Here is a 26,930-nt window from a genome sequence, read left to right as displayed (position 1 = left end):
ATCCCGATGACTCGACGAGCCTGACCTCGGACAACCTGGTGACGCTGACGGCAACCAAGACCGACGGGGACGGCGACAGTGCCCTGGCGACCCTGAACATCGGGCAGAACCTGGTGTTCAAGGATGACGGACCAAGCATCAGTACCACTGGCGTGGAACCCACGCTGACGGTGGACGAGACAGTACTGGACGCCGACGCCACCCAGAGCTTTGCCGCCAACTTCACCTCGGCGTTTGGCGCCGATGGCGCCGGCACCCTGACCTATGCGCTGGGCGTAGTGGCCGGAGCCTCCGGGTTGACCGACACGGCCACCGGCGAGGCGGTGAACCTGTCGCTCAACGGCACTATGGTCGAAGGCCGCACGGCCACCACCAGCCAGCTGGTGTTCACGGTCAGCGTGGCCGCCAACGGTGATGTCACCCTCGACCAGCTCCGCGCTGTGGTGCATTCCAATACCACCAATCCCGATGACTCGACGAGCCTGACCTCGGACAACCTGGTGACGCTGACGGCAACCAAGACCGACGGGGACGGCGACAGCGCCCAGGCGACGCTGAACATTGGGCAGAACCTGGTGTTCAAAGACGACGGGCCGAGCATCAGTACCACTGGCGTGGAACCGATGTTGACGGTGGACGAGACAGTACTGGACACCGACGCCACCCAGAGCTTTGCCGCCAACTTCACCTCGGCGTTTGGCGCCGATGGGGCCGGCACGCTGACCTATGCGCTGGGCGTGGTGGCCGGAGCTTCCGGGTTGACCGACACGGCCACGGGCCATGCGGTGAACCTGTCGCTCAACGGCACCGTGGTCGAAGGCCGCACGGCCACGAGCGACCTGCTGGTGTTCACGGTCAGCGTGGCTGCTAACGGTGATGTCACCCTCGACCAGCTCCGCGCTGTGGTGCATTCCAATACCACCAATCCTGATGACTCGACGAGCCTGACCTCGGACAACCTGGTGACACTGACGGCAACCAAGACCGACAAGGACGGCGACAGCGCCCTGGCGACCCTCAACATCGGGCAGAACCTGGTATTCAAGGACGACGGACCAAGCATCAATACCACCGGCACGGAGCCGACGCTGACGGTGGACGAAACAGTACTGGCGACCAACGATACCCAGAGCTTTGCCGCCAACTTCACCTCGGCGTTTGGCGCCGATGGTGCCGGCACCCTGACCTATGCGCTGGGCGTAGTGGCCGGAGCTTCCGGGTTGACCGACACGGCCACGGGCCATGCGGTGAACCTCTCACTCAACGGCACTGTGGTCGAAGGCCGCACGGCCACGAGCGACCTGCTGGTGTTCACCGTCAGTGTGGCTGCCAACGGCAGCGTCACGCTCGACCAGATCAGGGCCGTGGTGCATGCCAACACCACCAATCCCGATGATTCAACGAGCCTGACCTCGGACAACCTGGTGACGCTGACGGCAACCAAGACCGACGGGGACGGCGACAGCGCCCAGGCGACGCTGAACATTGGGCAGAACCTGGTGTTCAAAGACGACGGGCCGAGCATCAGTTCCACTGGCGTGGAACCGATGTTGACGGTGGACGAGACAGTACTGGACACCGACGCCACCCAGAGCTTTGCCGCCAACTTCACCTCGGCGTTTGGCGCCGATGGGGCCGGCACGCTGACCTATGCGCTGGGCGTGGTGGCCGGAGCTTCCGGGTTGACCGACACGGCCACGGGCCATGCGGTGAACCTGTCGCTCAACGGCACCGTGGTCGAAGGCCGCACGGCCACGAGCGACCTGCTGGTGTTCACGGTCAGCGTGGCTGCTAACGGTGATGTCACCCTCGACCAGCTCCGCGCTGTGGTGCATTCCAATACCACCAATCCTGATGACTCGACGAGCCTGACCTCGGACAACCTGGTGACGCTGACGGCAACCAAGACCGACGGGGACGGCGACAGCGCCCAGGCGACCCTGAACATCGGGCAGAACCTGGTGTTCAAGGATGACGGACCGAGCATCAACACCACCGGCACGGAACCGATGCTGACAGTGGACGAGACGGTACTGGCGACCAATGATACCCAGAGCTTTGCCGCCAACTTCAATTCGGCGTTTGGCGCCGATGGCGCCGGCACCCTGACCTATGCGTTGGGTGTGGTAGCCGGAGCCTCCGGGCTGACCGACACAGCCACCGGTGAGGCGGTGAACCTGTCGCTCAACGGCACCGTGGTCGAAGGCCGCACGGCCCTCGGCAACCTGCTGGTGTTCACGGCCAGCGTGGCCGCCAACGGTGATGTCACCCTCGACCAGCTCCGCGCCGTGGTGCATTCCAACACCACCAATCCGGATGACTCGACGAGCCTGACCTCGGACAACCTGGTGACGCTGACCGCGACCATTACCGACAAGGAGGGCGACAGCGCCCAGGCGACGCTGAACATTGGGCAGAACCTGGTGTTCAAAGACGACGGGCCGAGCATCACCACCACCGGCACGGAGCCAACGCTGACAGTGGACGAAACGGTACTGGCGACCAATGATACCCAGAGCTTCGCCGCCAACTTCACCTCGGCGTTTGGCGCCGATGGGGCTGGCACCCTGAGCTATGCGCTGGGCGTGGTGGCCGGGGCTTCCGGATTGACGGACACGGCCTCGAACCAGGCGGTGAACCTGTCGCTCAATGGCACCGTGGTGGAAGGCCGCACGGCCACGAGTAATCTGCTGGTGTTCACGGTCAGCGTAGCCGCCAATGGCAGCGTCACGCTGGACCAGCTCCGCGCCGTGGTGCATTCCGACCCAAGCAATCCCGATGATTCGAAGTCGTTGACCTCGGACAACCTGGTGACGCTGACGGCGATCAAGACCGACGGGGACGGCGACAGCGCCCAGGCGACGCTGAACATCGGGCAGAACCTGGTGTTCAAGGACGACGGGCCGGCACTCAGTTTCGGCAACCTGATCGGGACCGGTAGCGTCCTTGCGCAATCCGGGTTCTGGAATATGGCGACGGGAGCCGACGGGCTCGGGGCGGCCGGTCTGGATATCTCGTTGGTCAATAACCAGTTCACCCTCGTCAGGCCGGACAACACGACCACGACCGGGACCGGGACACTCAGCGAGCTGTCGCCATCACCGGATGTCAATGGCGCGTACCGGTTCGCGGGAACCTTGACCGGTGATTTCGACAACAACGCCGCAACGGCGAATACCACCGTCGACTACACGTTGACCGCCTATGCCGATGGTCGCTATGCACTGGATCTGGTGCAAGGCTTCAGTTCGACGATCGTGCTCAGCAGTGCCGACGGCTCGCTCGCTGCCGGTGGCCCGGATTCGGTGCGCACATTGTTGATTCCGCAGACGAGTAACCCGGCTATTCCTTCGACATCCGAGGAGATCGTGTTCTTTTCCGCGAAGGCGCTGGCGTCGACTGCGGACATCCTGACCGGCATCGGGCTCGGAGCACCCGACCCCACCGAAGCGGCGCTACAGACCAACCCCCTGCCGGGGTACATCGACCCAGCGGCCATGAACGTCAGCACGTCCGGCATCGGCGTCGCCAACAACGTGTTCCAGGGCGATAACCTGGCGGCAATCAGCGCCGCCGATGAAAGCTTCGTCATCAATCCAGAGAGCCTGCTGACGGGAATGAAGGTCTTCATCGACAACTCCGTGGCGGGTTACAACACCGCGACCGAAGACCTGTACTACCGGATCTACTACGCGGATGGCACGTTTTCGAACCGCATCGAGGTGAACAGCCTGACGCCGGAGGCTGGCGGACAGGTGTCCTTCCTCGTCCAGAAAGAGGGCGCGACATTGATCGACGCGGTTCAGCTGACGATGGGCCGGGGCGATGTCAAGATCCCGGTGATCCAGTTCATTCAGCAGAGCGAGAGTCTGGCCAGCGATGTCCAGCTGGCGTTCAGCGCGACGCTGACGGACAAGGATGGGGACTCGGCGACGAGTACCTTTGACGCCAACCTGTTCGCCAACGACCCGGCCAACGCTTCCTTCGACTTCACACTGGTTGGCACGGGCGGTGAGCAAGATGCGTTCAACATCGATCTGTCAGTCAATGAGAACCTGTACCAGGTCAGCGGCTTCGATGCGGGCCTGGGCGTGCGGGACAAGCTGGTGCTCAACGGCGACCCGAACGCCGTTGTCCAATCGATCAACAACACCGGTGCCGACAGCATCGTGACGGTTGCCGAGACGGGCGGACAAACAACGACCATCACCTTGGTCGGGGTTGATGTTCTGAATACCGACGTCTTTTTTGGCAGTGCTTGAAGCTTTGCGCGTGAACGGATGCGAGGGTGGCCTAGGAAACCACCCTCGCATTTTTTTTGCAGTTCAGATAGAGATCCCCTTGATCCCATGCGCTGTGAACTGGCGAGCATCACAAGGCTTAAAGAACGCCGCTGCGTGCATATTGGGGTCCGTTTGTGTGTTTGCACGCAAAAACAGCAGATGGACCTCTGCCTGCACCCTCCTCCTGGGTGCTTCAGGCTTTTCATGTTGACCCATCGAGCTGCAGGCTTTTTCCGCCCCACATTCGCGTACACAGCCCCCAACCTGGGCCTGTTTTAGCCGGGTGCAGGTATGCAGAAAAAACGACACATTCAGACCGCAGGCGTGGCTGGGGGACGACGGCGCGCGCCAGGTCAAAAAACCCTCCTCCGCCCCCAAGTACGCCAAGGCGCGGCATCTGGTGCAAGAAACGAATGCCTGGCCGGGGAGATCAGAGCCGAGGAAGCGACGCAGTGGGTGGCCGACGTGAACAACGAACGGGCATGGATCATGCTTGAGTATGGGAGACAGTTCAGGGGTTGATCGAGATCCGCTGCAAGCCTTGCCGGTGATCGATGGGCTTTGACTACATTCAAGGAGCGGTGCAACACGCTGAAGCGCGGGCCGCAACAAAAAGGTAGCCCGCGCGTTACGAGTAACGGGGGCTATGTTCAATTGCCCAGTACCGACAAGGCCCTGCTGGTTGAAAACTGCGCCACTGATGGCGACCCAAGCCCCCAACTTCTGGCGCAGCAGCGCATACATTTGCGCCTTAAGAGTGAAGCCGCTAATCAGGATGGGAGTTCGGCATGCTGTTTTTCAAACCCGAGCGACAACTAGCGCTTGAACTAGACCTCGAGGGACTCTCGCTCCGTCTCAAACCCCTCAGTACCACCATCAAGCTGATGACGTCTCACAGGCTGCGGAAGTATCAACGGGCCCTGGAAAACGACATAGGCGGACTACCTGGGTTTATGGCGTTGTCGGTTGAGGGAAAAGTCAATTACATGATTCCCATCATTTCGCAAATGAACGAAGCCAGAGATCAGCAGAATGAAGTCGATTTCATAGCGGCCTACCTGACCGTCATGCTGCTGGAAAGCATCAGCTGCGGCTATCATTCGACGATGAACTTGGTCTTTAGCGGGATGGAAAAGATCGCCGCGTTCCGGTGGGATGAGTCATAAAAAACCATCCAACAAGAAACTCTGGAAGCGCTTATCAACAACCACGTGCCGGGCGAGCGCCACGACTTCGAGGAGTGGCAGGAGACGGTGTCCACGCTCCTCATCAATCTGGCCAAAGCACCTGCCGATCAGTCTGCCCGCTTCGCCAACATGTCGCGACCTGAAATCGTAGTTTCTGAAAAGTGGTCGCGAAAGCTAGTAGGGCTCGCCAAGACCGGTGTCTAAATGTGGCGGTCTAGCTACTGCGCTGGCGCAGTCTCCACTACTTGACTTGATCATATGCATCATTCATCACTTTAATGGCGTTTAACACATGCGGATGTTCAGCCCAGCGGTATGCAGCATTTCCAAGTAAGCCGGCTGTCGCGTTGTCCATCAGGCTTTTTACATCAAGCCCGCTGGCGACGGCCGCTCCAATAATTGCTACAAGCGCTTGTTCCAGTGCAATTTCGCGATCACTAACCACTGCATCTCCTTAAACCGACCCCATGCCGGCCTGAAAGATTAATCGCTCACCCACAACCAAATTGCCACTACCCCCTGTCGCATCCGGTCACGGAGTACGGCGCTTGAGCCACCCTACCCCTTTTCGCGTGCTCTCCACAATCAATCGATGCTTTGTAGTCTCGATACGCGTAATCGCAGGCACTTGGCCCGACCGAGAATGGATCAGCAAGAACTGTTGGGGGCGCTCGGTGTGAAAGATCTGTCCCAACCGTTGTAATGACCGAGCAGTACATCCGCAACAGAAAGGGGAAGAAAGTCTCACCAACCAAGTGAATTGCGGACCAATCCAATAATTGCGGACCAGAAACGAACAAGGGCTTGCCCAGCTTTCGCTCGCAAACCCTTGATATATATGGTGCCCGAAGCCGGAATCGAACCGGCACGCCCTTACGAGCGGGGGATTTTAAGTCCCATGCGTCTACCAGTTTCGCCATTCGGGCGGTAGCGCGGTGAAGCGTCAAGCTTTTGCCAGATAACGCTCTGGCAGTTCTGACGCTTGTGCAGCAGAGGTGGAAATATATACATCCCGCCCCAGTGAAGCAAGTTCGCAAATACCCTTTTCAAGACTAAATCTTGCAGGCTACTGCAAATAAAAAAGCTCCGTAAATCATAGATCTACGGAGCTTGTTTATTAGTGGAGGCCGAGGTCGGAATCGAACCGGCGTAGGCGGATTTGCAATCCGCTGCATAACCATTTTGCTACTCGGCCTCAAAACATTTGTTGTCAGTAGCGCGACATCAAATGCGTACAAACTTGGAGCGGGAAACGAGACTCGAACTCGCGACCCCGACCTTGGCAAGGTCGTGCTCTACCAACTGAGCTATTCCCGCGTCTTGGTGTGGCGCATTCTATAGAATCCAGAAGCCCCGTCAACCCTTTGATTCAAAAAAGTTTTATTTCTTTTCAACGTCGGTCTTCAGATGTGGCCAGGCAGCCCGCAGGTACTGGACCATCGACCACAAAGTCAGGCCAGCCGACACCATCAGCAAGGTGTAGCCCAGCAAGACCCAGAAACTGAAATCCTTGGAATTGGCCAGCAGGATCACCAGCGCCAACATTTGCGCGGCGGTTTTCCATTTGCCCAGGTTCGATACGGCGACGTGGGCACGAGCGCCCAGTTCGGCCATCCACTCGCGCAGTGCCGAGACGACAATCTCGCGACCGATGATCACGGCAGCCGGCAGCGTGAGCCACAGGTTTCCGTGTTCCTGCACCAACAGGACCAATGCAACCGCAACCATCAGCTTGTCGGCAACCGGATCGAGGAAAGCCCCGAACGGTGTGCTTTGTTCCAGCCGGCGGGCCAGGTACCCGTCCAGCCAGTCGGTCGCGGCAGCGAATGCGAAGACCGAAGCGGAGGCCATGTAGCTCCACTGGTAAGGCAGGTAGAACAGCAAAATGAAGATCGGTATGAGCAGAACGCGTAGAACGGTAATCAGATTAGGGATATTCATCGGCACAACTGGCTGCGAGGTGAGGGGGCATTCTACTCGCTGTGCAGATTTGCATAAATCAACTCTGCGAGCTTTTTACTGATCCCGGGGGCTTTGGCAATTTCTTCGATGCTTGCACGAGACAGCTCCTGCAATCCACCAAAATGTTTCAACAAATCACGCCGACGTGTGGGTCCGACGCCGGCGACGCCTTCCAGTGTAGACGTCCGACGGGTTTTTCCACGTCGGGCGCGGTGCCCGGTAATGGCAAACCGGTGGGCTTCGTCGCGAATCTGCTGGATCAGGTGCAGCGCGGGCGAATCCCCGCGCAAGGTGAACTCATGTGCAGCGTCGTTCAGGTACAGGGTTTCGAAACCGGCCTTGCGCGTCGCACCTTTTGCCACGCCCAGCAGAATCAGGTCAGGCACGGCCAGTTCATCGAGCACGTCACGGGCCATGGACAACTGACCTTTACCGCCGTCCACCAGCAGGATATCCGGCAGCTTGCCCTCCCCGTCCTTCAGTTTGCTGAAGCGTCGGGTCAGCGCCTGATGCATCGCCGCGTAATCATCGCCGGCCGTAACGCCCTCAATGTTGTACCGGCGGTAATCGGCCTTGATCGGACCTTCGGGACCGAAGACCACGCAGGACGCCACCGTAGCCTCGCCGCTGGAGTGACTGATGTCGTAGCACTCAAGGCGCTGTGGAGGTTCATCCAGCTTCAGCACCTCGGCCAGTGCATCGAAGCGCGCCGTAATGTGCTGACGATTCGCCAGGCGCGCACTCAGTGCCTGCTCGGCATTGGTCACCGCCAATTGCTGCCAGCGCGCCCGCGTGCCCCGCACGCGATGGCTGATGGTCAGTTCACGACCGCGCAACTCGTCGATGGCGGCGATCAGCGTGGGAAAGTCATCGTGGACCACATTGACGATCAGTTCGCTTGGCAAGTCGCGTTCAGGACTGCTGATGAAGTACTGGCCTAGAAATGCGGCCATGACTTCGGAAACGTCTTCTTCAATACCGACTTGAGGGAAAAAGTTCTTGCTTCCCAGTACCCGCCCGCCCCGCACGCTGATCAAGTGAACACAGGCGCCGCCCGGGTTGACGAAGGCGGCAATCACATCGACGTCCCCGGTCCCGCCCTCCATGCTCTGTTGATCCTGGACCCGGCGCAGTAACGCAATCTGGTCCCGCAACTCGGCTGCTCGTTCGAATTCGAGATTGATCGCCGCCTCTTCCATCCCGGCGGACAACTCGTCAGTCAGTGCATTGCTGCGCCCTTCAAGAAACATCACCGAATGGCGGACATCCTCGGCGTACACCTGCGGCTCCACCAACCCGACACAGGGCGCCTTGCAGCGTTTGATCTGGTATTGCAGGCAAGGGCGCGTGCGGTTCTTGTAGTAACTGTCTTCGCATTGCCGAACGAAAAACGTCTTTTGCAGCAGGCTCAGGCTTTCGCGGATCGCGCCGGCACTCGGATAAGGCCCGAAATACTTGCCCTTGGCCTTTTTCGCGCCGCGATGAATGCTCAGGCGCGGAAACTCTCCGTCGGAGAGAAAGACGTAGGGGTAGGATTTATCGTCGCGCAGCAGGATGTTATAGGGCGGGCGCCATTCCTTGATCAGCGTCTGCTCAAGCAGCAAGGCTTCGGTTTCGTTGGCGGTGATCGTCGTCTCGACCTGGGCGATACGCGCTACCAGCGCGGCGGTCTTGGGGGCAAGCCCGGTCTTGCGAAAGTAGCTCGACAGGCGATTCTTGAGGTTCTTCGCCTTGCCGACGTAGAGCAACCGCGCTTCGCTGTCGAACATGCGGTACACACCTGGGCGCCCGCTAACGGTCGACAGAAAGGCGCTCGGATCAAAGGTGTCGTTCATTTTCAGAGGCTGGCGTCGACCATGCCATGACGAACCGCCAACAGCCTCAACTCGACATCACTGCTGATCGAAAGCTTTTCGAAGATGCGGTAACGGTAGGTGTTCACGGTTTTCGGGGACAGGCAAAGTTTATCGGAAATGATCTGTACTTTCTGGCAGCCGACGATCATCAGCGCGATCTGGATTTCCCGCTCCGACAAGGCATCGAAAGGCGAATCGTTGGTCGGCTGGAAGGACTTGATCGCCAATTGCTGGGCAATTTGCGGACTGATGTAGCGTTGCCCGGCAAACACCAGGCGAATGGCCTGGACCATTTCCGGCAAACCTGCCCCCTTGGTCAGGTAACCTGCCGCACCGGCCTGCAACAGCCGCGTAGGAAACGGGTCCTCTTCACACACGGTCACCGCGACGACCTTGATATCCGGATGACTGCGCAATAATTTTCGAGTGGCTTCAAGACCGCCGATACCCGGCATCTTGACGTCCATCAACACCACATCAGGTTTCAGCTCGCGCGCCTTGATCAGGGATTCCTCACCCGACTCGGCCTGGCCGACTACTTGCAGGCCATCGATGTCAGCCAGCATTCGTGTAATGCCTGTACGAACGAGATCATGGTCATCGACTACTAGCACCCTAATCAAGCAGACACCTCGCGATTTGGTCTTATTGGGTTGTCAGACACCTTAGCAAAAAGCATCTGGCAGACCTAGCGGAAAGCGTCAGATTAAAAGTTTCAATTCATCTTGAAAGGCTTGCCGCAAGCGTGTTGCAGCGATCCAGGCCGGGGATATCCAGCTGCATCCTCAGGAAACATTCGTCCTTGCCCACCACCCTCAATCCCTTGCGCTCGTACAACGCTTGCGCCGGGTTGTTTTCGAAAACCGTCAGGCGCAACGCCGGGCGCCGTTCCCGGCGCGCCAGAACCAGTACCTGATCGATCGCCCAGGATCCAGCGCCCTGCCCACGAAACGCTTCAACGATATGCAATTCACGGATATACAAGGCCCTGGCATCACGGCTCAGGCTGACATAACCCAGCACTTTGTCGCCCCATGCAATCAAGCGGTTGTCCCGCCCGGCCCAGGCCACATCAAACGCTTCGTCCAGCCACAACAGGTCATGCTCAATGTAGTAACGCAGCATGCCCCTACGGGTCAGTTCGCGGGCAAATTCCAGGTCATCCGGTGTTGCCGGACGCCATTGGCGTTCCATCATTCCAGCTCCACGGCGAGGGTCAGGTGCGTCCTTGTGACGATATGTTTTTTATTGAAGCGCAGAGTGTGTCACATCCTTCGGGGTACTCAAGCGATAGAAAGGGACGACGTTGGCCGATAGCATTTTCTGATTGAATCTGCGTACCGGCCTCTAGTAAGCTCGACCCATCCATCGGAGACAGACCATGTTCAACGCCCTCTTACAGCTTGCTACCGCCAGCGCCCCGCGCTCGGTTGCTGCTGCCCGGGTGAACGACGGTTGTGCTCCGGTCAGCTTTTATTTTGGGTATTGGTTTAGCCACTGGCGCGCCTGATACCCACACGGCGCCCACTTTAAACGGGTCGCCACCAGAGAATTCTCAACCCCCGGTCGGCCTCCCGACCGGGGGTTTTGTTTTTTCGGCCCCAACACTTTTAGCGACACACCAGACATTCAGAGGATTAAGAACATGAACTACGCCACTTATTACCGTTACGACAGTTTTACCGCCTGGCGATTTACCACCCTCCGCTCGGGACAGCCTGCCGCCTCCGATCGGTCACCCACAGGTGGCAAGCACACACACGCAGCCAATCCGGCCAATTGTCGAACACCCCAGTAGGGCCGAGCGCGCGGGCACGAACCCGCCACCAGCCCAGGAAGCCTTGAATATGAACTCGTCCGTCTCTGCACTGCCACTGCCCACCTTGAGCCCTGCCAATGAAGCGCTGACCCTGCGGCTGCCCAGCTCATTGCAACTCAAACAGCAATTGCCCCTCGGCAACGCCCTGACCCGGCAAGTCACCGCCCACCGCCAGGCGGTTCGCGCGATCCTCAACGGTGAAGATTCCCGCCTGCTGGTCATCGTCGGCCCCTGCTCGATACACGATCCCGAATCAGCCCTCGAATACGCTGGCAACCTTGCCCACCTCGCCGCCGAAGTCAGCGACGAAATGCTGCTGGTGATGCGTGCCTACGTCGAAAAACCCCGTACCACGGTTGGCTGGAAAGGCCTGGCCTACGACCCGCACCTCGATGGCAGCGATGACATGGCCGCCGGCCTGACGCTGTCCCGCGAGCTGATGCGCGAAATGCTCCGCCTGGGCCTGCCCGTTGCCACTGAACTGCTGCAACCGATGGCGGCCGGCTACTTCGATGATCTGTTGAGCTGGGTCGCAATTGGCGCCCGGACCACGGAGTCGCAGATCCATCGGGAAATGGCCAGCGGCCTGGGCATGCCTGTAGGGTTCAAGAACGGGACAGACGGCGGTGTCGGCGTCGCCAGCGACGCCATGCGCTCCGCCGCCCATCCCCATCGCCATTTCGGTGTCGATAGCCAGGGACATCCGGCGATCATTCAAACCCCGGGTAATGCGGACACGCACCTGGTACTGCGCGGCGGCCATCGCGGCCCGAACTACGACAGCGCCAGCATCGCCCAGGTGAACAGCGACCTGACCAGGCTCAGGATTCCGGCTCGAATCATGGTCGATTGCAGTCATGCCAACAGCGGCAAAGACCCGTTGCGCCAGCCAGCCGTTTTCAACGATGTACTTGAACAACGCCTGCAAGGTGATCGTTCGCTGATCGGCATGATGATCGAGAGCCATTTGTTCGAAGGCTGCCAGCCATTGAGTTCGTCATTGAAATACGGTGTGTCGGTGACCGATGGTTGCCTCGGTTGGGCCGGGACAGAACAGTTGTTGCTTGAAGCGGCAGATCGGCTGCGAGCGTCAAAAAACGCCTGATAATCGGCATCATCCGTGCGCCCTCCGGCCTTCATGGGAAGACTGGAGGGCAAATGGCAATCAATGTCCCATCAGGGACTGCACTTGAACCAGCGTCACCCCCGATTGCTGTCGGGTGCCGTCAAGGCGCTCGACTGAATAGGAAACACGGATCGCCGAATCTCGATGTTCCCTCCAGAACGGGTAGGGAATGATGAACACCAACGGCTCGCCAGCGGTGTCTCTGGTTACTTCGCGGTCGTCGTGGTGATTGAGTTTCTCCCCGTCGCACTCCAGGTAAATCCGTTCTCCTTTTTCAGCGCTGGCGTTCTCGATGACGACGGTCACGCCATCCTGCGCATCCTGCAGGTCCACCCAACCTTCGTCGGCTTCCAGCACAGTGGGTGCTTGCAGTGGTCGGCGCTCCAGGATGCCAATCATCAGTGCCGTTACTTCAGAAGAACGAGGCCCCTGCCCTACTTGCTTGACGCAATAATCGACGGACACTGAGGAGCCCAGATTCCGCGTAATGCACTCCGGACTGACCCAAAACGACAGTTCGTCCCCCACAGCGAAGGACTCGACCTTGAGTGCATCACTGAAACTTGAGTCGACCGAAACGCCCGCCCAGGTCAGCAACACCCAGTCGCCCGCCGCCATGCGCGCATAGGGTTTGATCGTAACGATCGCCCCTTCTTTTACCCTATCGGGATCAAGCGTTCTACCCACCACATCGCTCACCGTCGCGGGTAACAGGTTGCATTGCACGTCACCGACACTCAGCTGCAGACGATGGGAATGCACGGGGTCGGCAAATCGAGTGCTCGTGAGTGAGTAACCGATTTCCAGTGAGCCACCCTCAAGCGCCGCGATATGTGCACTACCTACGGCAAAGATGATGTCCTCGCCGACCCGTTCCTCACTGACAAAACGCGCCACCTGATGCTTGCAGGCGAGGCCATCGGCATCCAGCCCCGCCCAACTCAATAGTAATTTGTCGCCGCAGGTCATGCCTGGATACGGCTGGACCCTGATGACGGCTTTTTTGTCGGAAGGGTTTAGAACACCGTTTTGCGCCTGCTCCAGCATGGGAGGTGGTAATGGTTGCTGCGCGAGATTCAAGGTATCGGGTTCATAAACAGTCATTCATTCGCTCCACTCCCTGGAATAGACACCGGACAGGTGGCCGGCTCTGGACGGCTATTTAACCCCATGGCAAACAACCGCGATGTCGGCCTCAAACGCTGACCCGCTCGGAAAGTCGATACACGCAAAGTAGGTCTTTGATCAGCAGCAAGCTGATTGCCGCGAAAAGTCCTCAAAGGATTCCGAACAAGGCTTCAGCCACTCTTGGGTATTCGCACTTGTTCTATTCCGTTTTCCGCAAGTTTCGCCGGACTTTTCATACATCGCGCCAACCTCGAGTGTTTTAGAGTGAAGCGCCATGCAGTCCCAATGAACTTCTGCGTAAAGGTATGAACATGCAAAGGAATGCAAGCACTTGTTACCCAATACTGCTGGTCCACGGCCTTTTCGGCTTCGAAAGAATCGGCAAGTTCGAGCTCTTTCACGACATCAGGCAGGCGCTGAGGAACGCCGGAGCCAGGGTCTTCGTTCCCCACTTGTCGGCCATCCATGACAACGAGGTACGCGGAGACCAATTGCTCGCACAGATCGAGCGGGTACTGGAAGGAACCGGTGCACACAAAGTCAACCTCATAGGTCATAGCCAGGGCGCACTGACCGCACGTTATGCCGCGGCGATTGCGCCACACAGCGTGGCATCGGTCACCTCTGTCAGCGGGCCGAACCATGGTTCGGAACTGGCCGACTTCCTGCGCAAGGCATTGACACCGGGCTGCCTGCCGGAACATGTGGCCGAGACAGTGGTGACCCTGTTCGCCGACTTCCTCGCGGCATTAAGCGACAATCAGTATCTACCGCGGAACGCCATTGCCGCCCTCAACGCGCTGACCACCGAAGGCGTAGGCGCATTCAACGACAAATACCCACAAGGACTGCCTGCCACCTGGGGTGGCAAGGGGTGCGAACGGGTCAACGGTGTTCATTACTACTCGTGGAGCGGCGTGCTGCCGCCGAATGCACTCCAAGAAGGGCTTTATGCGCTCGATCCGTTCAACGTCTTCTGTCGAGCCCTTTCCGGTTATTTCGTCACGGAAAGCGAGCAGAACGACGGTTTGGTCGGTCGTTTCAGCTCCCATCTGGGAACGGTTATCCGGTCCGACTATTCACTGGATCATCTGGACACCATTGGCCAGCCGGCCGGTCAACTGCGTAAAGGTGTCAACCCGATTGAACTGTATGTCCAGCACGCCAGGCGCTTGAGGGACGCCGGCCTTTGAGGTGCGACTGCCGCGGATCCTGCGTGGAACGGAACTTTGAGGAGAAATAGCTCACTGAATCCGGTAGGCTCAGCACTTTATCGAGTATTGAAAGGAGTATTTTCCCATGGCTAAAGCCACTGCCCGTCACATCCTTGTTGCCTCCGAAGCCAAGTGCAACGAACTCAAGGCCCAAATCGAGGCTGGCGCCGATTTCGCCGAAGTTGCCAAGGCAAACTCCACCTGCCCTTCCAGCCGCCAGGGCGGTGACCTGGGTTCGTTCGGTCCGGGCCAGATGGTCAAGGAATTCGACACCGTGGTCTTCAGCGCACCGCTCAACGTGGTCCAGGGCCCGGTCAAGACCCAGTTCGGTTTCCACCTGCTGGAAGTGACCAGCCGTCAGGACTGATCGACGCCTGAGCTATTCACACAACGGCCCGCCTATTGGTGGGCCGTTGTGTTTTCAACGTGCAATACGGCTGGCGAGGGACGCGCCGCTAGCGTACAAATTGTCGTTAACGACCTCCGGCTCTAAGGCTGACAATGCGACTGGCTTTCCCTACTTTGCTGTTCACGGCCGTGGCCCTGCTGATGGGTGCCTGGGGCGTGCATGCGGCACCGCAACCGGCAATGACCGTGTACGGCGAACCGGCGAAATACCCTCCCGGCTTCAGTCATTTCGCCTACACCAACCCGCAGGCCCCCAAGGGTGGCACGATGCGGCGCTCGGCGATCGAAATCGGTCAGTTCGACCATGTTTTGCCTTACATCGACAAAGGCATCGGCGTTACACAGATTGACGGCTTGATCTACTCGCCACTGGCCCAACGCTCGCTGGACGAGCCTTATACCGTTTACGGTCTGGTGGCTGAGAAGATGGAGCGATCAGAGGACGGCCTGTCCCTGCGCTTTTACCTCAACCCCAAGGCGCGTTTTGCCGATGGCAAACCGATTACCGCCCAAGACGTGCGCTACACCTTCGACCTGCTGATGACCCAGGGCAGCCTGCGCTACCGAACCCAATTCGCCGACGTCAAAAGCGTCGAAGTGGAATCGCCACTGACCATCCGCTTTGATTTCAAGAACAACGAAAATCGCACCCTGCCCCTCGATATCGCAACCTTGCCAGTGTTTCCCGAACACTGGTGGAAGAGCCGCGATTTCGCCGGTGGCGGCGGCTATGAAGCGCCGTTGGGCAGCGGCCCCTACAAAGTAGGCAAGATCGATTCGGGGCGCAGCATCACGTTCGAACGCAATCCCGACTGGTGGGGCAAGGATCTGCCGGTCAGCCGTGGCCTGTACAACTTCGATCATTTCAGCATCGAATACTTCGGCGATACCGACGTGGCGCGCCAGGTCCTGCGCGGGGGCGCCTATGACTACAACCGGGAATTTTCCGCCACCGCTTACTCCATCGGCTACGAAAGCCCGGCCCTGAGCGATGGTCGCCTGCAAAAAGCCCACCTCGCCACAGAGGCGCCGCAACCGGCCCAGGGTTTTGTGTTCAATCTGCAAAAGCCCCTGTTCCAGGACCGTCGCGTGCGCCAGGCGCTGGTGATGCTGTGGGACTTCGAGTGGAGCAACCGGCAGATGATGCGCGACATGTACATCCGCCAGCAGAGCTTTTTTTCCAATACCGATCTCGCGGCCCGGCAACTGCCGGATGCCGGTGAGCGGGCGATTCTCGAACCGCTGCGCGGGCAGATTCCCGACGAGGTCTTCACCCAGGTGTTCGAGGCGCCGAAGACCGATGGCAGCGGCGTGATTCGTGACAAGCAGTTGCAGGCCCTGGACTTGCTCGAACAGGCCGGCTGGAAACCCGATGGCGACCAACTGGTCAATGCCCACGGCGAACCGCTGAGCTTCACGTTCCTGGTCAGTCAAAACGGCATGGACCGCCTGCTGTTGCCCTATAAACGCACGCTGAAACAGATCGGCATCGACCTGAACATCCGCCGCATCGACTCGTCCCAGTACGTCAATCGCCTGATGAGTCGCGACTACGACATGATCGTCACCGGCTACCCGGTCACCACCTCTCCGGGGGGCGAACTGGTCAATTACTTCGGTTCGGAGGCGGCCACCGACCCTGGCTCCAACAACTACATGGTGTTGCAGAACCCGGCGGTGGACACCCTGATCACCGGGCTGATCCGCGCCAATACCCAGGCTGACATGTTGCATTACGCCCATGCTCTGGACCGGGTGCTGCAATGGAATTACTACTGGATTCCCAACTATTACCCGCCGGGCACCTCAACGGTGTGGTGGAACCGCTTCGGCATCCCGAACGTGCAAGCGAGTAATGACGAAGCCATCGAGAGTTGGTGGGAGATGAGCACCACGCCATTGACCAACCAACAGATGACGGCCGAGCGTATCAGCCGAGGCAAACCCGGAGGGCCGCACTGATGTGGGCTTACATATTGCGGCGTCTGCTGCTGATCATTCCGACGCTGGTGATTATTCTCCTGGTCAACTTTGTCATCGTCCAGGCCGCGCCGGGCGGGCCGGTCGAACAGGCCATCGCGCACCTGCAAGGCATTGGCGGCGCCGCGGTTGGCGGCGGTTCCGGCGAATCCGTGAGCGGCAAGTCCCGGGCCAGTCGCGGGCTCGACCCGCAGCTGATCAAGGACATTGAAAAACAGTACGGTTTCGACAAACCGGCCCACGAACGCCTCTGGCTAATGCTCACCAGCTACGCGCGCCTGGACTTCGGCAAAAGTTTCTTCCGCGGTGCCACCGTCACCGACCTGATCCTCGAAAAAATGCCCGTGACCATTTCCCTCGGACTCTGGGCGACGCTGATCACCTACCTGGTGTCGATTCCCCTGGGTATCCGCAAGGCCGTGCACCATGGCAGCCAATTCGACATCTGGAGCAGTACCGCGATCATCATTGGCTATGCCATGCCGGCGTTCCTGTTTGCGATGTTTCTGATCGTGATCTTTGCCGGTGGCACTTCGCTGAACTGGTTTCCGGTCCGCGGGCTGGTCTCGGACAACTTCGAATCGCTGTCGACCCTTGGCAAGGTGGCCGACTACTTCTGGCATCTGGTGTTGCCCGTGACCGCCCTGGTGATCGGCGGATTCGCCACGCTGACCATCCTGACCAAGAACTCGTTCCTCAATGAAATCACCCGCCAATACGTAGTCACCGCCCGGGCCAAGGGCTTGAGTGAACGACGGGTGCTCTACGGGCACGTGTTCCGCAACGCCATGCTACTGGTGGTGTCGGGCATTCCCCAGGCGTTCATCAGTGTGTTTTTTGCCGGTTCCCTGCTGATCGAGGTGATCTTCTCCCTCGACGGTCTCGGCCGCATGAGCTACGAAGCGGCAGTGTCCCGGGACTATCCGGTGGTGTTCGGCTCGCTGTTCATCTTCACCCTGTTTGGCCTTCTGATAAAACTGGTCGGCGACCTCTGCTACACCCTGGTCGACCCGCGTATCGACTTCGCTGCGAGGAACGCCTGATGCTCAAGCTTTCACCGCTGGCGCGTCGCCGCTTCGAGCGCTTCAAGAAAAACCGTCGGGGCTGGTGGTCGCTCTGGTTGTTTGTCGGCCTGTTCCTGATGACCCTGGGCGGCGAACTGATCGCCAACGACAAACCGTTAGTGGTCAGCTATCAAGGCCAGTGGTACTTCCCGGTCTTCAAGCGCTACACCGAACAGGCCTTCGGCGGGCAACTGCCGTTCCAGGCCGACTACCGCAGCGACTACGTGCAGAAACTGATCAAGAAGGATGGCGGCTGGTTGCTGTTTCCACCGATTCCGTTCAGTGACGACACACCCAACTACGACCTGAACAAGCCCGCCCCCAGCCCGCCCTCCAACGTCAATTGGCTGGGCACCGACGACCAGGCACGGGACGTTCTGGCCCGGGTGATCTTCGGTGCCCGGGTGTCGATCCTGTTTGCCTTGATGCTGACCTTTGTCAGTGCCCTGATCGGCATCGCGGCCGGAGCCCTGCAAGGCTATTACGGCGGCTGGGTGGATTTGCTCGGCCAGCGTCTGCTGGAGGTGTGGTCCGGGTTGCCGGTGCTGTACCTGCTGATCATCCTGTCGGGCTTCGTCGAACCGAATTTCTGGTGGCTGCTGGGAATCATGGCGCTGTTTTCATGGCTGGCCCTGGTGGACGTGGTGCGCGCCGAGTTCCTGCGCGGGCGCAACCTGGAATACGTCAAGGCCGCGCGCGCGCTGGGCCTGACCGACCGCAAAGTCATCGTGCGGCACATTCTGCCCAACGCCATGAACGCGACCTTGAGTTACTTGCCGTTCATTCTGACCGGGGCGATTTCCACCCTGACGGCGCTGGACTTCCTCGGCTTCGGCATGCCTGCCGGCAGCGCTTCCCTGGGTGAACTGATCGGTCAGGGCAAGCAAAACCTGCAAGCGCCATGGCTGGGACTGACGGCGTTCTTCACCCTGGCGCTGATTCTTTCTTTACTGGTGTTCATTGGCGAAGCACTGCGCGACGCTTTTGATCCCCGGTCTTGACCCTCGATCTTGATGCGGATGTTAATATGACCAACCTGATCGAAATCCGTGACCTCAGCGTGGCCTTCAGTGGCCAGACCGTGGTGCGCAATCTGTGCCTGGACATCCGCCCCGGCGAATGCCTGGCGCTGGTGGGCGAATCGGGCTCGGGCAAGTCGGTGACGGCCCACTCGATCCTGCAACTGCTGCCGCAAACCGATACCGAGACGACAGGCAGCATCCGCTATCGCGGCCAGGAACTGGTGGGCGCCGATGCCGGCAAGTTGCGCAAACTGCGCGGCAATCGCATCGCGATGATCTTCCAGGAGCCGATGACCTCCCTCAACCCGCTGCACAGCATCGAAAAACAGATCGGTGAAACCTTGCTGGTGCACAAAGGCCTGGCGGGCAAGGCGGCGCAAGCGCGGATCCTCGAATTGTTGCATCTGGTAGGTATCCAGAAACCCGAAGAACGCCTCAAGGCCTATCCCCATCAATTGTCTGGCGGACAGCGCCAGCGGGTGATGATCGCCATGGCCCTGGCGTGTGAACCGGAACTGCTGATTGCCGACGAACCGACCACCGCGCTGGATGTGACGGTGCAGCGCAAAATTCTGCTGCTGCTCAAATCCCTGCAACAGCGGCTGGGAATGTCGCTGCTACTGATCAGCCATGACCTCAATCTGGTGCGCAGCATCGCCCAGCGCGTGTGCGTGATGAAGGCCGGGGAAATCGTCGAGCAGGCGCCGTGCGAAACCCTGTTCACCGAACCCAGGCACCCCTATAGCTGCATACTGCTGCACGCCGAACCCGAGGGCGAAGCCTTGCCCCGGGACGAGCGCGAAAACGTACTGGAGGTGGACAACCTGCAGGTGCGGTTTCCCGTCGGTGGTGGCCTGTTTCAGCGCAAGACCTGGCTGCGTGCAGTGGATGGCATCAGCCTGAATATCCAACGCGGCAAGACCCTGGGCATCGTCGGCGAGTCCGGTTCGGGAAAGTCCACCCTTGGCCAGGCGATCCTGCGTTTGCTCGACTCCGAAGGCGGTATTCGCTTTCAAGGCCAGGCGCTGGACGGCCTGACGCAAAAACAGCTACGGCCGTGGCGCAAGAAGATGCAGGTGGTGTTCCAGGACCCTTTCGGCAGCCTCAGCCCGCGGATGTCGGTTGCGCAGATCATCAGCGAAGGCCTGGAAGTGCACAGCCAGTTGAGCACTGAAGAGTGCAATGCCGAAGTGATCCGGGCACTGAACGAAGTCGGCCTTGACCCCCAAAGTCGCCATCGCTATCCCCACGAGTTCTCTGGCGGGCAGCGTCAACGTATCGCCATCGCCCGGGCGCTGGTGCTGAAACCGGCACTGATCCTGCTCGACGAACCAACCTCGGCGCTGGACCGCACGGTGCAAAAACAAGTGGTCGCCCTGCTCCGTCAGCTTCAGGAAAAGTACGGATTGACCTATCTGTTCATCAGTCATGATCTGGCAGTGGTGCGCGCCCTGGCCCACGACATGATCGTGATCAAGGACGGAAAAGTGGTGGAACGCGGCGCCAGCCATGAGGTGTTTGACTCACCGCAGCATCCGTACACCAAGGAGCTATTGGCGGCGGCGATGTTGGGGCAGGCATAATCTGGCCGTTAAACCGCATCGCGGCCATCGTCGGAACGCCGCCCGGAGCAAGCTCGCTCCCACAGGGGATTTGTGAACGACACAGATCAACTGTGGGAGCGAGCTTGCTCGCGATGAGGCCACCACAGGCAATACACAATCAGGATCAGCCCCCCATGAACACCACCGAAAGCCTCAAGGACTACCAGCGCGTTCGCTTGCTGGCGATCCGTTCGCTGTTCGAAATCATCGAACAATCAAGCGAGGGCACGGTGATTGTCGACCGCGATGCCAACATCGTCTGGATGAACGAGCGCTATGCCCGACGCTTCGGCCTGCCATCGGCCGAAGTCGCGATTGGCAAGCCCTGTGAAAGCGTGATCCCCGGTAGCCTTCTGCGTGAGGTGGTGCGCACCGGCCGGCCGATTCTGCTGGATATGCAAGACACCTCCAAAGAACCGCTGGTGGTCATGCGCCTGCCGATTCATGACGATGCCGGCGTAGTCATCGGCGCCATCGGTTTCGCCCTGTTCGACGAGTTGCGCAGCCTGTCACCGATGCTCAAGCGCTATATGAGCATGCAGGAAGAACTGGCCTCCACCCGCTCGCTGCTGCGGGCGCGGCAGACCAGATACAACTTCGCCCACTTCATCGGCACCAGCGCCGCCAGCCTGGAAGTCAAACGCCGCGCCCGGCGCAGTGCGAGTACCGAATCGCCGGTATTGCTGCTCGGAGAAACCGGTACCGGCAAAGAGTTGCTGGCCCAGGCCATCCACAACGCCTCGCCCCGCGCGCACAAGGCCTTCGTGAGCATCAACAGCGCGGCGATTCCTGAATCGCTGCTGGAAGCCGAATTCTTCGGCACTGCCCCCGGCGCGTTTACCGGTGCCGACCGCAAGGGCCGCGCCGGCAAATTGCAGATCGCTCAGGGCGGCACGCTGTTCCTCGACGAAATCGGCGACATGCCGCTGCCCCTGCAAAGCAAACTGCTTCGTGTGCTGCAGGAAAAGGAATTCGAGCCGGTGGGCTCCAACGAAGTGATCCAGAGCGATGTGCGGGTGATCGCCGCGACCTCTACGGACCTGGAAGCCGCGATCAAGCGCGGCGAATTCCGCGCCGACTTGTACTACCGGCTCAACGTGCTGCCGATCCAGGTTCCGCCCCTGCGTGACCGCCTCGATGACGTGCCGGCGCTCAGTGAGGCCATTCTCGAAGAACTGCGCAGCCAGCATGAATTGCACCACGAAGCCCTGGAACTGCTGGGGCAACACGCCTGGCCGGGGAACATCCGGGAGCTGCGCAATGTGCTGGAGCGGGCCGCGCTGCTCAGTGATGATTTGCGCCTGACGGTGGCGGACATCCGCGGGGCGATCGGTACATTCATACCGGTGGAACGCGTGGCGCCCTTGACCATCGAACCACTTGCACACGAGACGTTCAGTGTGGCGCGAGAGCGATTTGATCGGCAATTGATCGAAACCACCCTCGCGCAATGCGGGGGCAAGGTGCCTGATGCAGCGGCACGGCTGGGGCTTGGGCGGTCGACGCTGTACAAGAAAATGGTGGCACTGGGGATTGCAGAGTCTCAATAAAGAGACATTAGTCTCAATTGCTAGACAAACCATCGCGAGCAAGCTCGCTCCTACAGTAGACCGCGTTCTACTGAACTACTCCGTCCCACTGTGGGAGCGAGCTTGCTCGCGATGAGGCCAGCACCACCGCCAAAAGTCTCTAATTAGAGACAAAGCATTCGAACTCAACCCTCAAAAATCAAATATATCCTTATATTTCAATAACTTAGCAAGATGGCACAAAACTCGCTATACGCCTCTCCCACCAGGCTTCACCCAACAAAAATAACAACCCAGGAGACACACCATGAGTGTGATCATTGCCTTGGCAGCCCTCGCGCTGCTGATGCTGGCTGCCTACCGTGGCTACAGCGTTATCCTTTTTGCCCCGATTGCCGCCCTCGGCGCTGTCCTGCTGACTGACCCGTCTGCCGTCGCCCCCGCTTTCACCGGGGTGTTCATGGAAAAAATGGTCGGCTTCATCAAGCTGTATTTCCCGGTGTTCCTGCTCGGCGCGGTGTTCGGCAAGCTGATCGAACTGTCCGGTTTCTCGCGCTCCATCGTCGCGGCAGCCATTCGCCTGCTCGGCACCCGCCAGGCGATGCTGGTGATCGTGCTGGTCTGCGCCTTGCTGACCTACGGCGGCGTATCGTTGTTTGTGGTGGTGTTCGCGGTCTATCCGTTTGCCGCTGAAATGTTCCGCCAGAGCAACATCCCCAAGCGACTGATCCCGGCGACCATTGCGCTGGGCGCCTTCTCGTTCACCATGGACGCCCTGCCCGGCACTCCGCAGATCCAGAACATCATCCCCAGCACCTTCTTCAACACCACCGCCTGGGCAGCGCCGTGGCTGGGCGTGATCGGCACGATCTTCGTGTTCTGCGCCGGCATGCTGTTTCTCCAGCGCCAGCGCAACAAGGCCCAGCGTACCGGTGAAGGCTATGGTTCGGACCTGCGCAACGAGCCGGAAACCGCCCCCGACCTGAAGCTGCCCAACCCGTGGCTGGCGCTGTCGCCACTGCTGGCGGTGGGCATCATGAACCTGCTGTTCACCCACTGGATTCCACAGGTGTACGGCAAGACCCACAGCCTCGCGCTGCCGGGCATGGCCACGCCGGTGACCACGGAAATCGCCAAGCTCACGGCGATCTGGGCGGTACAGGCAGCCTTGCTGGTCGGCATCCTCATGGTGCTGGTGTTCGGCTACAAGGCGATCAGCCGCAAGCTGGCCGAAGGTAGTAAAAGTGCGGTCAGCGGTGCCTTGCTGGCGGCGATGAACACGGCCTCGGAATACGGTTTCGGCGCGGTGATCGCGTCCCTGCCGGGTTTCCTGGTACTGGCCGACTGGCTCAAGAGCATTCCCAACCCACTGGTCAACGAAGCGATTACTGTGACTCTGCTGGCCGGCATCACCGGTTCCGCCTCGGGCGGCATGAGCATCGCTCTGGCGGCAATGTCCGAGCAGTTCATCAGCGCAGCCCACGCGGCGAACATTCCGCTGGAAGTGTTGCACCGGGTCGCCGCGATGGCCAGCGGCGGCATGGACACCCTGCCACACAACGGCGCGGTGATTACCCTGCTGGCGGTCACCGGGCTGACCCACCGCGAGGCTTACAAAGATATTTTCTGTATTACGCTGATCAAGACCCTGGCGGTTTTCGTGGTGATCGGCACTTTCTACGCCACTGGCATTGTGTGAGGTATTCATGACGACTCTTTCGGGCAAGACCGCACTGGTCACCGGCTCCACCAGCGGCATCGGCCTGGGGATCGCCCTCAGCCTGGCCAAGGCCGGGGCCAACCTGATCCTCAACGGCTTTGGCGATGCCTCCCAAGTGATCGCCCAGGTGCAACAGTTCGGGGGCAAGGTCGGCCATCACCCGGCCGATGTCAGCGATCCGGCGCAAATTGCCGACATGATTGCCTACGCCGAGCGCGAGTTCGGCGGCGTCGACATCCTGGTCAACAACGCTGGCATTCAACACGTGGCAGCAGTGGATGAGTTTCCGGTGGAGCGCTGGGATTCGATCATCGCCATCAACCTGTCGTCGGTGTTCCACAGCACCCGCTTGAGCCTGCCGGGCATGCGCGCCAAGGGCTGGGGCCGGGTGATCAACATTGCGTCAGTGCATGGTCTGGTCGGTTCGGCGGGCAAGTCAGCCTATGTCGCCGCCAAGCATGGGGTGATCGGCTTGACCAAAGTGGTCGCGCTGGAAACCGCAACCACCCAGGTCACCTGCAACGCAATCTGCCCAGGCTGGGTATTGACGCCGCTGGTGCAAAAGCAGATTGATGATCGTGCCGCCAGTGGAGTTGACCCGCAGCAGGCGCAGCACGATTTGCTCGCTGAAAAGCAGCCATCGCTGGAATTCGTGACACCACCGCAACTGGGGGAACTGGTTTTGTTCCTGTGCAGCGAAGCCGGCAGCCAGGTGCGGGGCGCGGCGTGGAATGTTGATGGTGGGTGGTTGGCACAGTGACTGGCTGATAGACCCTTGTGGCGAGGGGGCTTGCCCCCGTTGGGTGGCGAAGCCGCCCCAAAAACTCACAGACGATTCAGGTTGTCTGATTCACGACTGCTTCGCAGCGGAACGGGGGCAAGCCCCCTCGCCACACAAGCTCCCTCGCCACAAAAGCCGGCGCCACATCAGCCTGTGTGAAGGCATAAAAAAGAAGAGGCAAACCATGTCCGACATCCTCTGGCAACCCGACGCCAAACGCATTGGCAAGACCCGCATGGAAGCCTTTCGGCGCTTCATCAATCAGCGACACCACCTCAAGATCGACGACTACCCTGCCCTGCACCAGTGGTCCATCGATCAGCGCCCGGACTTCTGGCAGGCCATCGTCGACTTCTTCGACATCCGCTTCCACGAGCAGCCCGACGCCGTGCTGCTCGAAGGCCCCCGGATGCCCAGCGCCCAATGGTTCCCCGGTGCAACGCTGAACTTTGCCGAACACCTGCTACAGCGTCGCGACGATGCGATCGCCGTGATAGCCGTCGGCGAAAACGGTCAGCGTGAACATTTGACCTGGGCTGAACTCGCCGAACAGGTCGCCGGTTTTCAGAATGGCTTGATCGCCGCCGGCGTCGGTGTGGGTGACCGGGTCGCCGCGTGCATGCCCAACACCTGGCAGACCCTGGTGGCCATGCTCGCCACCACCAGCCTTGGCGCTATCTGGTCCTGCTCCTCACCGGACTTCGGCACCCAAGGGGTGGTTGACCGTTTCGGTCAGATCGAACCGATAGTACTGGTGACCTGCGCCGGCTACCGCTATGCCGGCAAGGAGATCGACCAGAGCGCCAAGGTCAACGAGATCCTCCAGCGTCTGCCTTCGCTGCAACAGCTGATCGTCGTGCCTTACGCCCGGCCACAGGCGCACATCGAAGAATTCCACACCCAGGCCAACGTGACGCTGTGGGACGATTTCTACGAACCCGGCGGCGAGCCGGATTTCGTCCCCGTGCCCTTCGCCCATCCGCTGTACATCCTCTACTCCAGCGGCACCACCGGCGTGCCTAAATGCATCATCCACAGCACCGGCGGCGTGTTGCTGCAACACTTCAAGGAACACGGCCTGCATGGCGATCTAGGCCCCGGTGAACGGCTGTTATACTACACCACCTGCGGCTGGATGATGTGGAACTGGTTGGTGTCGGCACTGGCCACCGGCAGCTCCGTGGTGCTGTACGATGGCTCACCGTTCCAGCCCGATCCACAACGCTTGATCGACCTGATCGACGACGAACGCATCAGCGTCTTCGGCACCAGTCCCAAATACCTCGCAACTCTGGAAAGCAGCGGTATCAAGCCCCGTGAAAGTCATGACCTGAGCAGCCTCAAGACGTTGCTTTGCACCGGCTCGGCGCTGTCGCCGCACAGTTACGACTTCGTCTATCGCGATTTCAAGGCTGACGTGTGCCTGGCTTCGATGTCCGGCGGCACCGACATCGTCTCGTGCTTCGTCAACGGCAACCCGATGTCGCCCGTGCGGCGCGGCGAAATCATGGGCAAGAGCCTGGGCATGGCCGTTGAAGTGTGGAACGACGAAGGCCACCCGGTGATCGGTGAAAAAGGCGAACTGGTCTGCACCCGGCATTTCCCGGCGATGCCCATTGGCCTGTGGAACGATCCTGATGGCGAAAAACTGCGCAAATCCTATTTCAGCCTGTTCCCCGGCGTCTGGGCCCAAGGTGATTACGCCGAACAACTGCCCCATGGCGGGATGATGATCCACGGACGCTCGGATGCCGTGCTCAACCCCGGCGGCGTGCGCATCGGCACGGCGGAAATCTATCGCCAGGTGGAGAAAGTCCCCCAGGTGCTCGACTGCGTGGCGATCGGTCAGCAGTGGCAGGACGACGTGCGGGTGGTGCTGTTCGTGCGCTTGCGCGACGGGCTCGAACTGGACGAGGCCCTGCAACAGCAGATCCGCCAGGTGATTCGCGCCAATACCACGCCGCGTCATGTGCCGGCGAAGATCGTGGCAGTGACGGACATTCCCCGGACCATCAGCGGCAAGGTCGTTGAGCTGGCGGTGCGCAATGTGGTGCATGGGCAGAAAGTGAAGAACACTGATGCCTTGGCCAATCCCGAGGCGCTGGAGCAATTTCGTGACCGGCCCGAACTGATGGATTGAAATGGGATTACCTGTGGGAGCGAGCTTGCTCGCGATAGCGGAGTGTCAGTTCACATCAATGCAACGTGACCCGACGCCATCGCGAGCAAGCTCGCTCCCACAGTAAC

19 protein-coding genes and 3 tRNA genes are annotated in these 26,930 nt (G+C 59.9%); 13 read left to right on the top strand and 9 right to left on the bottom strand.

Translation table 11 applies throughout. The annotated features are described in order from the left end of the window. The coding region (locus AC1Q6Y_RS23890) for a DUF5801 repeats-in-toxin domain-containing protein (protein ID WP_492625284.1) at nucleotides 1-4,262 on the top strand (4,262 nt) is incomplete at its 5' end. A gap of 809 nt (nucleotides 4,263-5,071) precedes the next feature. Then, complete coding sequence (locus AC1Q6Y_RS23885) at nucleotides 5,072-5,449, top strand: hypothetical protein (protein ID WP_090455531.1); 378 nt, start codon at nucleotides 5,072-5,074, stop codon at nucleotides 5,447-5,449. 262 nt (nucleotides 5,450-5,711) lie between these two features. Here the strand turns inward: AC1Q6Y_RS23885 and AC1Q6Y_RS23880 are convergent, their stop codons facing one another. The 8 genes from AC1Q6Y_RS23880 to AC1Q6Y_RS23845 all read right to left on the bottom strand — a co-directional run bounded on the left by AC1Q6Y_RS23880 (nucleotide 5,712) and on the right by AC1Q6Y_RS23845 (nucleotide 10,482). Further along, nucleotides 5,712-5,915, bottom strand: coding sequence for a hypothetical protein (locus tag AC1Q6Y_RS23880; RefSeq protein ID WP_057714624.1), 204 nt, complete (start codon nucleotides 5,913-5,915; stop codon nucleotides 5,712-5,714). A gap of 394 nt (nucleotides 5,916-6,309) precedes the next feature. Further along, a tRNA-Leu gene (locus AC1Q6Y_RS23875) sits at nucleotides 6,310-6,396 on the bottom strand. A 195-nt stretch (nucleotides 6,397-6,591) separates the two neighbouring features. Further along, nucleotides 6,592-6,665, bottom strand: a tRNA-Cys gene (locus AC1Q6Y_RS23870). Nucleotides 6,666-6,711: 46 nt separating this feature from the next. Beyond that, a tRNA-Gly gene (locus tag AC1Q6Y_RS23865) sits at nucleotides 6,712-6,787 on the bottom strand. 63 nt (nucleotides 6,788-6,850) lie between these two features. Continuing rightward, complete coding sequence (pgsA, locus tag AC1Q6Y_RS23860) at nucleotides 6,851-7,411, bottom strand: CDP-diacylglycerol--glycerol-3-phosphate 3-phosphatidyltransferase (protein WP_057714620.1); 561 nt, start codon at nucleotides 7,409-7,411, stop codon at nucleotides 6,851-6,853. Between the two features lie 32 nt (nucleotides 7,412-7,443). Next, nucleotides 7,444-9,267: an excinuclease ABC subunit UvrC gene (uvrC, locus tag AC1Q6Y_RS23855; protein WP_057714618.1), complete on the bottom strand. Its 1,824-nt coding sequence runs from the start codon at nucleotides 9,265-9,267 to the stop codon at nucleotides 7,444-7,446. A gap of 2 nt (nucleotides 9,268-9,269) precedes the next feature. Beyond that, on the bottom strand, nucleotides 9,270-9,911 hold the full coding sequence (gacA, locus tag AC1Q6Y_RS23850) for a response regulator transcription factor GacA (RefSeq protein ID WP_492625283.1): 642 nt from the start codon (nucleotides 9,909-9,911) through the stop codon (nucleotides 9,270-9,272). A gap of 97 nt (nucleotides 9,912-10,008) precedes the next feature. Beyond that, nucleotides 10,009-10,482 carry a GNAT family N-acetyltransferase gene (locus AC1Q6Y_RS23845; protein WP_340312213.1) on the bottom strand — a complete coding sequence of 158 codons (474 nt, stop codon included), beginning with the start codon at nucleotides 10,480-10,482 and terminating at the stop codon, nucleotides 10,009-10,011. Nucleotides 10,483-11,135: 653 nt separating this feature from the next. Between AC1Q6Y_RS23845 and AC1Q6Y_RS23840 the strand changes: the two genes are divergently transcribed. Further along, nucleotides 11,136-12,212: a 3-deoxy-7-phosphoheptulonate synthase gene (locus AC1Q6Y_RS23840; protein ID WP_492625282.1), complete on the top strand. Its 1,077-nt coding sequence runs from the start codon at nucleotides 11,136-11,138 to the stop codon at nucleotides 12,210-12,212. A gap of 60 nt (nucleotides 12,213-12,272) precedes the next feature. Here AC1Q6Y_RS23840 and AC1Q6Y_RS23835 read toward each other — a convergent pair whose 3' ends face one another. Next, nucleotides 12,273-13,337 (bottom strand): hypothetical protein, encoded by a 1,065-nt coding sequence (locus AC1Q6Y_RS23835; protein WP_492625281.1) that lies wholly within the window; start codon nucleotides 13,335-13,337, stop codon nucleotides 12,273-12,275. 335 nt (nucleotides 13,338-13,672) lie between these two features. Between AC1Q6Y_RS23835 and AC1Q6Y_RS23830 the strand changes: the two genes are divergently transcribed. The 10 genes from AC1Q6Y_RS23830 to AC1Q6Y_RS23785 all read left to right on the top strand — a co-directional run bounded on the left by AC1Q6Y_RS23830 (nucleotide 13,673) and on the right by AC1Q6Y_RS23785 (nucleotide 26,823). After that, on the top strand, nucleotides 13,673-14,554 hold the full coding sequence (locus AC1Q6Y_RS23830) for an esterase/lipase family protein (protein ID WP_057716595.1): 882 nt from the start codon (nucleotides 13,673-13,675) through the stop codon (nucleotides 14,552-14,554). Nucleotides 14,555-14,660: 106 nt separating this feature from the next. Beyond that, nucleotides 14,661-14,942 (top strand): peptidylprolyl isomerase, encoded by a 282-nt coding sequence (locus tag AC1Q6Y_RS23825; protein ID WP_008051985.1) that lies wholly within the window; start codon nucleotides 14,661-14,663, stop codon nucleotides 14,940-14,942. 134 nt (nucleotides 14,943-15,076) lie between these two features. Next, nucleotides 15,077-16,945: an extracellular solute-binding protein gene (locus tag AC1Q6Y_RS23820; protein ID WP_489338613.1), complete on the top strand. Its 1,869-nt coding sequence runs from the start codon at nucleotides 15,077-15,079 to the stop codon at nucleotides 16,943-16,945. Beyond that, nucleotides 16,945-18,006: a microcin C ABC transporter permease YejB gene (locus AC1Q6Y_RS23815; RefSeq protein ID WP_057714611.1), complete on the top strand. Its 1,062-nt coding sequence runs from the start codon at nucleotides 16,945-16,947 to the stop codon at nucleotides 18,004-18,006. The genes AC1Q6Y_RS23820 and AC1Q6Y_RS23815 overlap by 1 nt, the downstream gene beginning before the upstream one ends. Then, nucleotides 18,006-19,028 carry an ABC transporter permease gene (locus AC1Q6Y_RS23810; RefSeq protein WP_489338614.1) on the top strand — a complete coding sequence of 341 codons (1,023 nt, stop codon included), beginning with the start codon at nucleotides 18,006-18,008 and terminating at the stop codon, nucleotides 19,026-19,028. The genes AC1Q6Y_RS23815 and AC1Q6Y_RS23810 overlap by 1 nt, the downstream gene beginning before the upstream one ends. A 26-nt stretch (nucleotides 19,029-19,054) precedes the next feature. Continuing rightward, a complete protein-coding gene (locus AC1Q6Y_RS23805) occupies nucleotides 19,055-20,632 on the top strand; it encodes an ABC transporter ATP-binding protein (RefSeq protein WP_057714606.1) in 1,578 nt (525 codons plus the stop codon). 155 nt (nucleotides 20,633-20,787) lie between these two features. Then, nucleotides 20,788-22,203 (top strand): sigma-54 interaction domain-containing protein, encoded by a 1,416-nt coding sequence (locus tag AC1Q6Y_RS23800; RefSeq protein WP_492625280.1) that lies wholly within the window; start codon nucleotides 20,788-20,790, stop codon nucleotides 22,201-22,203. A 286-nt stretch (nucleotides 22,204-22,489) separates the two neighbouring features. Then, the gene (locus AC1Q6Y_RS23795) at nucleotides 22,490-23,881 is read left to right on the top strand and encodes a GntP family permease (RefSeq protein WP_090455620.1); all 1,392 of its coding nucleotides are present in this window, start codon (nucleotides 22,490-22,492) and stop codon (nucleotides 23,879-23,881) included. 7 nt (nucleotides 23,882-23,888) lie between these two features. After that, the gene (locus AC1Q6Y_RS23790; RefSeq protein ID WP_223501973.1) at nucleotides 23,889-24,662 is read left to right on the top strand and encodes a 3-hydroxybutyrate dehydrogenase; all 774 of its coding nucleotides are present in this window, start codon (nucleotides 23,889-23,891) and stop codon (nucleotides 24,660-24,662) included. A 205-nt stretch (nucleotides 24,663-24,867) separates the two neighbouring features. Further along, complete coding sequence (locus AC1Q6Y_RS23785; RefSeq protein ID WP_492625279.1) at nucleotides 24,868-26,823, top strand: acetoacetate--CoA ligase; 1,956 nt, start codon at nucleotides 24,868-24,870, stop codon at nucleotides 26,821-26,823. Nucleotides 26,824-26,930 lie beyond the last annotated feature (107 nt).

It is taken from the genome of Pseudomonas sp. GW823-FHT06E10, assembly GCF_058794995.1.
This window is presented reverse-complemented; position numbering and strand designations above follow the sequence as displayed.